Annotated in this window: 10 protein-coding genes; 5 read left to right on the top strand and 5 right to left on the bottom strand. The window is 67.1% G+C overall.

Annotated features, from left to right (window positions below; translation table 11 throughout):
- Window positions 1–39: 39 nt before the first annotated feature.
- Window positions 40–609: a hypothetical protein gene (locus tag VEC11_RS06495; protein ID WP_464129827.1), complete on the bottom strand. Its 570-nt coding sequence runs from the start codon at window positions 607–609 to the stop codon at window positions 40–42.
- A gap of 10 nt (window positions 610–619) precedes the next feature.
- Window positions 620–859, bottom strand: a complete 240-nt coding sequence (locus VEC11_RS06490) for a hypothetical protein (RefSeq protein WP_464129826.1) — start codon at window positions 857–859, stop codon at window positions 620–622.
- A gap of 65 nt (window positions 860–924) precedes the next feature.
- On the opposite strand from VEC11_RS06490, the gene VEC11_RS06485 reads away from it, so the two are divergent.
- On the top strand, window positions 925–1,689 hold the full coding sequence (locus tag VEC11_RS06485) for a metallophosphoesterase family protein (protein ID WP_464129825.1): 765 nt from the start codon (window positions 925–927) through the stop codon (window positions 1,687–1,689).
- Window positions 1,690–1,695: 6 nt separating this feature from the next.
- Here the strand turns inward: VEC11_RS06485 and VEC11_RS06480 are convergent, their stop codons facing one another.
- On the bottom strand, window positions 1,696–2,688 hold the full coding sequence (locus tag VEC11_RS06480) for a M48 family metallopeptidase (protein WP_464129824.1): 993 nt from the start codon (window positions 2,686–2,688) through the stop codon (window positions 1,696–1,698).
- 176 nt (window positions 2,689–2,864) lie between these two features.
- On the opposite strand from VEC11_RS06480, the gene VEC11_RS06475 reads away from it, so the two are divergent.
- From VEC11_RS06475 to VEC11_RS06460, 4 genes are all read left to right on the top strand, one after another.
- Window positions 2,865–3,110: a hypothetical protein gene (locus VEC11_RS06475; protein ID WP_464129823.1), complete on the top strand. Its 246-nt coding sequence runs from the start codon at window positions 2,865–2,867 to the stop codon at window positions 3,108–3,110.
- A 129-nt stretch (window positions 3,111–3,239) separates the two neighbouring features.
- Entirely contained in the window at window positions 3,240–4,520 is a 1,281-nt protein-coding gene (locus VEC11_RS06470; protein ID WP_464129822.1) for a nucleotide sugar dehydrogenase, read from the top strand.
- Window positions 4,521–4,555: 35 nt separating this feature from the next.
- On the top strand, window positions 4,556–5,563 hold the full coding sequence (locus VEC11_RS06465; RefSeq protein ID WP_464129821.1) for an NAD-dependent epimerase: 1,008 nt from the start codon (window positions 4,556–4,558) through the stop codon (window positions 5,561–5,563).
- A gap of 156 nt (window positions 5,564–5,719) precedes the next feature.
- The gene (locus VEC11_RS06460; protein ID WP_464129820.1) at window positions 5,720–6,988 is read left to right on the top strand and encodes a sugar transferase; all 1,269 of its coding nucleotides are present in this window, start codon (window positions 5,720–5,722) and stop codon (window positions 6,986–6,988) included.
- Window positions 6,989–7,003: 15 nt separating this feature from the next.
- On the opposite strand, the gene VEC11_RS06455 is transcribed toward VEC11_RS06460, so the two are convergent.
- Both VEC11_RS06455 and VEC11_RS06450 read right to left on the bottom strand, forming a co-directional pair.
- Window positions 7,004–8,182: a glycosyltransferase family 4 protein gene (locus VEC11_RS06455; RefSeq protein WP_464129819.1), complete on the bottom strand. Its 1,179-nt coding sequence runs from the start codon at window positions 8,180–8,182 to the stop codon at window positions 7,004–7,006.
- Between the two features lie 45 nt (window positions 8,183–8,227).
- Entirely contained in the window at window positions 8,228–9,196 is a 969-nt protein-coding gene (locus VEC11_RS06450) for an EpsG family protein (RefSeq protein WP_464129818.1), read from the bottom strand.
- Window positions 9,197–9,476: the final 280 nt, after the last annotated feature.

Here is a 9,476-nt window from a genome sequence, read left to right as displayed (position 1 = left end):
CAGAAAGGCAGGTCTGGCCAATGCCGAATTAATGGCGCCTTACGGCGCGGGCCGGGCGACCTCCGTGGCGGTTGCCGGCGCGGCCGGGGTTTCCGGCCCGCCGAGCTGCGGGTTGAGGCTTCGCACCAGCTGCAGGAAGGAACGGGGCCGGTTCATCAGCCTCTGGGGATTCTCGACCCTTAGCCCGATCGCCTGGGCGATCGCCGAGACGAAATGGACGCAGCTGTGCCGGCGCAAATTATAGGAGGGCTGGGGCGTGTTGCGCCATTCCTCGACCACCGCCATCGCGGCGCGATACTGGGCGTCGGTCAGCACCACCGCAAACTGCCGCACGCTGCGCCGGATCTGCTCCTCCCCCTCGATGACGACCTCGCCCCGGACATTGCCAAACAGGATGGCCGGCGTCACGCTGTGGGCGGTGAAGCCGAGGCTGGTGTCGACCCGCTCGCCGGTCGCGTCGACCGTGCCCTTGAGGACGACGAAGGCATGCGGGAAGTTCGTGCCGAGCTCGCGCGAATAGAAGCCGATCTCGACCGAGGCGAAGGCAGGCCCCGCAAGGCCGAGAAAGAGGGCTGCGAAAAGGGCCAGCCGCCGGACGATCCCCCGCACCATGGCGAAATCAGCGATTCCGGCCGGAGCCCGACCGGCGCCGGTTTTCCTTTGGCCGCCGGGCGATGGCTTCCAGCCGCCGGCGCCGCATCAGGGCGTAAACCTCGGCAGCGCAAAAGATGATGACGGGGATCGCGGCAATCGCCGCCGCCCAGGCCCACTCCTGACTCAAACTCAATTCCTCATACTCGAAGACTGAGGCCCGGATAGTAGGGGCGTCGGGCACGATCAAGTGGGCGTCGGGAGCCAACGTGCAATTGAAGTCGCGGATGACACGTTCTATCTCGCGCCCTCCCGGGATTCGTTCGAAAAGTCATGCCTGTCAAAGCCCTGCTCAATCTTGTCCGGCGCGCGGCGCCCCCGGCGGAACGGGTGCCGGCGGGCTTGCGGGTCTATGCGATCGGCGACATTCACGGGCGGCTGGACCTGCTCGACACGCTGCTGGCCAACATCGCCATGGACGACATGGCCCGCGGCCATGGCGTGGAGACGCGCTACATCTTCCTCGGCGACCTGATCGATCGCGGCCCCGATTCGCGCGGCGTGGTCGAGCGGCTGCTCGCTTTCTCGAGGACCGGCGCGAACGTCCGCTTCCTGATGGGCAATCACGAGCAGGTCTTCCTGCGGGCCCTTGCGGGCGACAAGCGCTCGCTGCGCTTCCTGGGCAAGATCGGCGGCCGCGAGACGCTGAACAGCTACGGGATCAGCGACGAGCAATATCGGACGCTCGATTTCGAGGAGCTGGCGGCGCTGGCCGCCGAAAAAGTGCCGGCCGAGCACCTCGCCTTCCTCGCCGGCTTCGAAAGCTGGATCGAGCTCGGCGACTATCTGTTCGTCCATGCGGGGCTGAAGCCCGGCGTGCCGCTGGAGGAGCAGGAGGCGAGCGACCTGTGCTGGATCCGCCACGAATTCCTCGACCATCGGGAGAGCTTCGGCCGGATCGTCGTCCACGGCCATTCGATCACCGAGGATATCGACGTGCGCGCGAACCGGATCGGCATCGACACCGGCGCCTTCGCCTCGGGCCGCCTCACCGCGATCGGGCTGGAAGGCGCGGAGCGCTGGTTCCTTTCCACCTGAGCGCGGTCAGCGCAGCGGCAGGGTCACGAAATCCGGCGTCGGCGCCCGGCCCGCCGCGCGCGCCGCCTGGATCTTCGCCACCTCCGCCTCGAAGCTCTGCACGCGCCGCCGCCAGTTCGGGTGGGTCGGGCTGCCGAGGAAGTTGAAGCCGCGGCGGCCGAAACGCGACCAGAACCTGACCGCGCCCTGCGGATCGTAGCCCGCCCGCTCCATCAGATAGACGCTGAACCGGTCGGCCTCGACCTCGGTCTCGCGGATGCGCCGCGCATTCATGCCGAAATTGGCGAGAAAGCCGCGCCGCACGCCCGCCTGGTTCAGGCGGACGCGGTGGCCGAGCACGTTGTGCGCGAATTCGTGGGCGAGGATGGCGGCAAGCTCGCCCTCGTCGGCCGCATATTGGGCGAGCGCCGTCGTCACCTGCACGTAGACGCCGTCCGCCTGGGCGTTCATCCGTCCCCCGGGCACGAGCTGGAAGCGGGTCGCGCAGCCGCGCACCGCGGTCACCGCGATCTCCAGCCGGCGCCCCTGGCGCTGCACCGCGAGCAGGACGCGGCCGTCCGCGAGCGCCTCGTCGAGCGCCGCGAGGAGCCGCTCCATCTGTGCGAACGAACCGTCCCGGCCGGGCGTCCCGCGCGGCAGCGGCCGGCCGTCGAAGGCCAGCAGGACGTCGTCGGTCCGCAGCCCGGCCCGGTCGGCCGGACCGCCCGGCACCAAAGCGAGCACGCCGGGGCCGGCATCCAGGCCAAAGGCGCGGGCCGCACCCGCCCGATAGTCGGCGCCATATTGGGAAAGGTCGTGCATCACGAAGCCGGGCAGCCAGGCGCGCTCCCGGCACCAGTCCAGGCTGGCGACGGCAAGGCGGTGCCCGATCGCCGCGACGCGCAGGTCCAGCGCGCGCATCGCGGCCAGCGAATCCGCGCTCTGCGCGGCCTGCGCGGACGCGGCCGGACTGGCCGACAAAAGGAGGAGAGTCAGCAGGTTGAGGAGGAGACGCGCCATCGACTTCGGTCCGTTCTCGCCCGAAAGCGAAGGGTGGCACTTAACTCCGCGTTAACGGTCCGGATTGCAAGCCGGCAACACCTCGGCAAGGTCGTGGAACCGTTACAGATTCGGGCTTGTCAATCTATAAGCGCTGTGGCAGTGCCAAAACTGAACAGCTCAACAGGGAGTTCAAAATGAGTTTGAAGAAGGCATCCGTGGCTGCAGCTCTCGCGGTTTCCATGGCCAGCACTCCGGTTCTGGCGCAGACCGCGCAGGCTTCGGCTGCTCCGCTCTCCGTTGCAGCTCGCAGCGGCGCCGACATTTCGGGTGAAGCCAGCGAACTCCGCGGCGGTTTCATCATTCCGCTGGTTGCGGTCGTTGCCATCATCCTGGGCATCCTCGCGGCGACCGGCGGCAGCGACCGTCCGCACAGCCCGTGATCGGCTGATCCTGCGGAAAGAAGATAGCGGCCTTCGGGCCGCTATTTTTTTGCCTGCAAAAGGCGGCGTGCCGACGCTCCGGGCCTATCGCTAACGCGGGCTTTACGTCTCGGCGCTAACAGCGGCCCCATGGAGTTGACCGACAATCCCCGAATCGTCGTTGTCGGCCTCGGCTATGTCGGGCTGCCGCTCGCCATCGCCCTCGCCGACCATTTCGACGTCACCGGCCTCGACATCGATTCCGCGCGCGTGGCGGAGCTTCGCGCCGGCACGGACCGGACCAACGAGGTGTCCCCCGAGCGGCTGGCGGCGTCGCCGCTGAACCTGACCGACCAGGCTTCCGAGGCTCATGGCGCCGACTTCTATATCGTCACCGTCCCGACCCCGGTCGACGGGGCGAATCGGCCGGATCTCTCGCCCTTGCTCGGCGCGACCAAGGCCGTGGCCGCCCTGATCGACCCCGCCCGCCCGGCCACGATCGTCTACGAAAGCACCGTCTATCCGGGAGTCACGGAGGAGCTTTGCGGGCCCCTGCTCGCCGAGGCGTCCGGCCTGGTCAGGGGCGAGCATTTCTTCCTGGGCTACTCGCCGGAGCGGATCAATCCGGGCGACCGCGAGCATACGATCGACCGGATCGTGAAGGTCGTCGCCGGCGAGAATGACGCGGTCGCGGCCCAGCTCGAGCTGGTCTATGGCCGGGCGACCACCGGCGGCACCTTCCGCGCGGCCTCGATCAAGACGGCTGAGGCGGCCAAGGTGATCGAGAACGCCCAGCGGGACATCAACATCGCCTTCATGAACGAGATCACCCAGGTCTTCGCCAAGCTGGGCCTCTCGGCGCACGACGTGCTCGAGGCGGCGGGCACCAAGTGGAACTTCCTCAAATTCCATCCCGGCCTGGTCGGGGGCCACTGCATCGGCGTCGATCCCTATTATCTGAGCCATTGCGCGCAAAGCCTCGGCCACCTGCCGCGCGTGATCCTCGCCGGCCGGGCGATCAACGACGGCATGGGCACCTGGATCGCCGACGCGATCCATTCGCGCCGCGGCAGCCGGACGGGCCGCGTGCTGATGCTCGGCCTCGCCTTCAAGCCCGACGTGCCCGACGTGCGCAATTCCAGGGTGGTCGACGTCATCCGCCGGCTGACCTGGCTCGGCCATGAGGTCGTCGTGCACGATCCCCTCGTCGATCCGGCAACCGCGCGGCACGAATATGGGCTGACGCTCGCGCCCGATGCGCTCGGCGGCCGCTATGACGTCGTCGTCGTCGCGGTGCCGCACGGCTCCTATCGCGGGCTGAGCCCGGCCCAGGCCGCCGCCCTGGTCAGCGAGGGCGGCCTGCTGGCTGACCTCCACGATCTCTGGCGCGGTGCCGATTTCCCGGTGACAATGGACCGCTGGACGCTCTAGGCGGACCCGACTCGGCGGAAGGCGAACCCGGACCAATGACAATCCTCGTCACAGGCGCGGCCGGATTCATCGGCTTTCACGTGACCCGCGCGTTGCTCGCGCGCGGCGAGGAGGTCGTCGGCATCGACAATCTCAACGATTATTACGATCCGCGGCTGAAGGAGGACCGGCTGGCCGCTTTGCCCGCGACCAACGCCTTCCGCTTCCTGCGCACCGACTTCTCGGACCATGAGGCCCTGGAGGGGGCGCTGGCGGAGACGGGCTTCGACCGGATTGTCCATCTCGGTGCGCAGGCCGGCGTCCGCTATTCGATCGACAATCCCCGCGCCTATGTGACGGCCAATCTCGCAGGGCATCTCAACCTGCTCGAGCTGGCCCGGCACCGGCAGGTGCGCCACCTGGTCTATGCCTCCTCCTCGTCCGTCTATGGCGGCAATGAGAGCCTGCCCTTCCGGGTCGAGGACCGGGTCGATCATCCGATCTCGCTCTACGCCGCCACCAAGAAGGCGGACGAGCTGATGAGCGAGACCTACGCCCATCTCTACCGCGTGCCGATGACGGGCCTGCGCTTCTTCACGGTCTACGGGCCCTGGGGGCGGCCGGACATGGCGATGTGGATCTTCACCCGCAAGATCCTCGCCGGCGAGCCGATCCAGGTCTTCAACCATGGCCGGATGCGGCGGGATTTCACCTATATCGACGACATCGTCGCCGGCGTGATCGCCGCGCTGGATTCTCCGCCCGCGGACGACGGCGAGGTCAAGGCCGGCGGCAGCGTCGCGCCCCACCGGCTCTACAATATCGGCAACAACCGCTCCGAGGAGCTGATGGAGATGATCTCCGTCCTGGAGCAGGCCTGCGGCCGCAAGGCCGAGCTCGAGCTGCTGCCGATCCAGCCGGGCGACGTCCCGGAGACGCTCGCGGACATCAGCGCGATCGGGCGGGATCTCGGCTTCGCGCCGACCACGACGATCGCGCAGGGGGTGCCGCGCTTCGTGCGCTGGTATCGGGATTATCGGGGCCTGCCGCCGTCTGACAGGTGACGCACCGCAAAGCATCTGATAGGGCCCGGCAAAATCAATGATTTGCTGGTCCGTTGGGGAATGTTGAACAGGGAAGAAGTTCTGGACGTCCGGCCACAGCCTGCGCCGCAGGCGCGGCCGAAGCCACGGCCGCGGGCCCGCACCTCCAATGCACGCATGCATTCGGTCACGCCCGCGCGCTTTCTGGCCCGCCTGCGCTATCAATTGCTGTTCGGCATCTTCTGCGCGGTCCTCCTGCCGCCGGGCCTCGCCCATGTCGAACGGATCGAGCTGGCCTGGCGGGCGAGCAGCCTGGGCGCCACGGCCGGCGGCCTGGTCGCCTTCCTGATCGCGCTCTATCTGTTCCGCCGCGTGGTGACCCTGCCGGGCGTCGGCCTGGTCGGGCACGTCTTGCCCGCGCTGGCGGCCGGATACGGGATCGTCTTCGCCATCTTCCTCGGGGTCAGGCTCGATTATAGCCGCCTGACCTTCGGCATCAGCTTCGTCACGGCCGGACTCTTCCTGTTCGTGGTGGGCACCTATCTCAGGCACCGCAAGGGGCAGCGTTTCTATCTCGTGCCCTCGGCGGGGACCAAGGCGCTCAGCGCCATTCCCGACGTCGACTGGATCATGCTCCGGGAGCCGAAGCTGCCCGCCGATTCCAAGCCAGTGCTGATCGCGGATCTCCGCGCCGAGCTCAGCGACGACTGGGAGCGGCTGATCGCCGCGACGGCGCTCGCCGGCCATCCCGTCTATCATATGAAGCAGGTGCAGGAATCGATCACGGGCCGGGTCGAGATCGAGCATCTCTCGGAAAATCATTTCGGCTCGCTGCTGCCCAATCACAGCTACCGGAAGGTCAAGCGGTTGCTGGACCTCAGCCTGGCGCTGCTGCTGCTGCCATTGCTGCTCGTGCCGGGGCTGATCGTCGCCCTGCTGATCAAGCTGGGCTCGCCCGGCCCGGTCTTCTTCCGGCAGCGGCGGCGGGGCTATCGCGGCAAGACCTTCTCCGTCGTCAAGTTCCGGACCATGGTGCAGCGGTCGCCCGGGGAGGCCGGGGAGGCGCGGCAGGAGGCGATCACCCGCGACGACGACGAGCGCATCACCCGGCTGGGCCGCTATCTGCGTCGCACCCGGATCGATGAGCTGCCGCAGATCTGGAACATCCTGAAGGGGGAAATGAGCTGGATCGGGCCGCGGCCCGAGGCCATTCCGCTCTCCGAATGGTACGAGGCGGAACTGCCCTTCTACACCTACCGCCACATCGTCCGGCCGGGGATCAGCGGCTGGGCGCAGGTCAACCAGGGCCATGTCGCGGATCTGGAATCGGTGTTCGAGAAGCTCCACTACGACTTCTACTACATCAAGAACTTCTCGGCCTGGCTCGACCTCGTCATCCTGGTGAAGACGCTGCGGACGGTGATGTCGGGGTTCGGCGCGAAATAGCCGGGGCCCGTCCGCTCAGGCGGCGCGCGGGGGGACGATGCCGAACGTCTCCAGGATCACGGCATTGATCCGATGCACGTCGAACCGCTCCTCGGCGAGACGCCGGCTTTCCCCGCCCATCGCCGCGATCAGTTCCGGCCGGTCGATGAACCGGATCATCGCCTCCGCCAGCGCCTCGGCATTGCGCACCGGCACCAGAAAGCCGTTCACGCCTTCCTCGACGGTTTCCCGGCAGCCGACATTGTCGGTCGTGATGATCGGCCGGCCCATCGCCATCGCTTCCTGTATGCTCCTCGGCACGCCTTCCCGGTAGAAGGAGGGCAGCACGAAGACGCTGCTCGCCGCGATCCATTCCCGGACGTCGCTGACCTGGCCGGGCCACTCGAGCAGCCCCTCCGCCACCCAGGCTTCGACCTCGCTGGCGCGCAGCCCGCTCGGATTGGGATCGAGCCCGCCGAGCAGGAGGAAGCGCGCCCCGGGGTGCGCGGCCTTCACTATCCGCGCCGCTTCGGCGAATTCGACGATCCCCTTTTCGCGCAGCAGCCGCGCGGCCAGCACGAAGGTGACCGGCTTGAGGACGGGCGGCGCCGGCCTCAGCCAGTCGAGGTCGACGCCGATCCCGCCCAGCTTCAGCGCCTTTTCCGGGGGCAGGAGCCCGCCGCCGACGAACTGGTCGATATCCTCCTGGTTGAGGAAGAAGACGCGCTCCACGCGGGCGAAGGCGCGCTTGTAGAGCCCTTCGGTGATCCGCCGCAGGATCCTGCGCTTCAGGCCGCGCTGGTCCTGATGTTCGTTGAAGACGTAGCCGAGGCCCTCGACCATCGCCCAGCGCCGCGGCACGCGGGCGGACGCTGCGGCGAGGCTGCCGTAGATGACCGGCTTGGCGAAGTAGCTGAACACCGCATCGGGCTTCAGATCCCGAAGCACGCGCTTCAGCCTTGCGAGGTCGAGCAGCTCCCGAAAGGGCCCGGTCCCGGCACGGTCGAGCGAGATGTCGACGGGCTCGGCACCCAGCGCCCTGATCGTCGCCCGGCTTTCCTCGTCGAAATCGGGGGCGAGGGCATGGACGCGGACGCCCGCCGCGACCATGGCCTCGACCAGCGGACCGCGAAAGTTCGAGATCGAAAAGGCGCTGTTCGAGATCAATGCGAGGGAACGGGGCGGCCGGCCATCGCCTTGGCTATTGCTCGTCATTCGTTGATCCAGAGGGCGCGCAACGCGCGCCGGCAGGTCGCGGCGTTACAAATATCGTTCGAATAGAACATTATGATAGGGCACCCAATATTGGGAATATTCGGCAAAGTAGAGCCATACGGCGAGGACGAGGCCGTTCAGCGTGATGATGCCGATGATGATGACCGTCTGCCACGCCTTCGTGCGGGCGAAGGCGAGCGGGGCCAGGCTGTAGAAAAGCAGCTGTAGCGGCGAGAACAGGATCGCGATCCGGTCGACCGCCGTCGTGGACCGCACCAGGAAGAGCAATGGAATCAGGAGCATTGAGGCGAGGGCCAGGTTCCTCCAGAGCGTGTAGCGTTCGGCGAGCCACTCCTTGCGGTCCTTGATGAGGAAGAAGAGAAGCGCGGGGATGATCGCCAACCCGATGCGCGGCAGCGTGCCGCTCGATTGCAGGTCACCTTCGAAATAGCGCTCGATCAGCCCCTGGGCATTCTCCAGGATGAAGAAGGAGAGCAGGACCAGGACGACGCCGGCGCCGACGGTGATGCTGACCAGCCGGTTCCTGGAGGCGGCAAGGATGAAGATCGGGAAGACGAGGATCGCCGAATTGTGGAAGGTCGCGGCAAGGACGAGCCAGGCCACCCAGCGCGGGTGGAAGCTCCCGTTGAAGGCCCTGATGGCTAGCATGATGCAGGCGAGGGCGCCCGCCTGCCTTGTATAGGACATCGCCACGACGATGATCAGCGTGGGGACCGCCGCAAGGAAGGCGACACCCGGAAGCGGAAGGATATTGCACAGCCGGACCAGCGCCCAGAAGAACAGCGCGGCGCAGATCAGGTTGACGTGCCACAGGCTCCCGCCGAACAGGCCGACCAGCCAGTTCAGCAGCCCATAGGTCGGCTCCACGTACGTGATGGCATTCTCAAGGCTCAGATTGTTGATGTAGAGAAAGATGGTCTCGTACGGCACCCAGTCCGCGCCGATCTCGAAGCGATAGCCGACGAAGAATGTCAGCGTGACGCCGATGGCCACGCTGATGATTCTGCTCAGGAAACCCGTGTTACGCCACCATGAGGTCAGGGCCAGGACCGAGCCTGCCGAAAACAGAAGCCAATAAGGGAGCATTCTCGGTCGGCTGCACTCGGTTGGAAGGGGAAATGGGCTCGCTGTCGCACTCGAAGATCGCGTCGCCGGCGGCAGGCGGCGAATGCCCGTGACCTAGCTTCTCGGGCGAGGACCCGCAAGGCCCGCGCTTTCAGGCTTTCCCCGCCTTGCCCTAGCGGATACAGGCTGCAACTTCCCCCGGGCGGGC

Source organism: Allosphingosinicella sp. (assembly GCF_035626655.1).
In the GTDB taxonomy this organism is placed as follows: domain Bacteria; phylum Pseudomonadota; class Alphaproteobacteria; order Sphingomonadales; family Sphingomonadaceae; genus Allosphingosinicella.
The sequence above is the reverse complement of the archived record's forward strand: the minus strand, read 5'-3'. Positions and strand labels throughout refer to the sequence as shown.

Coding starts and splice junctions, on each gene's coding strand:
- VEC11_RS06485 (WP_464129825.1), top strand. CDS start 925: ATGCCTGTCAAAGCCCTGCTCAATCTTGTCCGGCGCGCGGCGCCCCCG.
- VEC11_RS06480 (WP_464129824.1), bottom strand. CDS start 2,688: ATGGCGCGTCTCCTCCTCAACCTGCTGACTCTCCTCCTTTTGTCGGCC.
- VEC11_RS06475 (WP_464129823.1), top strand. CDS start 2,865: ATGAGTTTGAAGAAGGCATCCGTGGCTGCAGCTCTCGCGGTTTCCATG.
- VEC11_RS06470 (WP_464129822.1), top strand. CDS start 3,240: ATGGAGTTGACCGACAATCCCCGAATCGTCGTTGTCGGCCTCGGCTAT.
- VEC11_RS06465 (WP_464129821.1), top strand. CDS start 4,556: ATGACAATCCTCGTCACAGGCGCGGCCGGATTCATCGGCTTTCACGTG.
- VEC11_RS06460 (WP_464129820.1), top strand. CDS start 5,720: ATGCATTCGGTCACGCCCGCGCGCTTTCTGGCCCGCCTGCGCTATCAA.
- VEC11_RS06455 (WP_464129819.1), bottom strand. CDS start 8,182: ATGACGAGCAATAGCCAAGGCGATGGCCGGCCGCCCCGTTCCCTCGCA.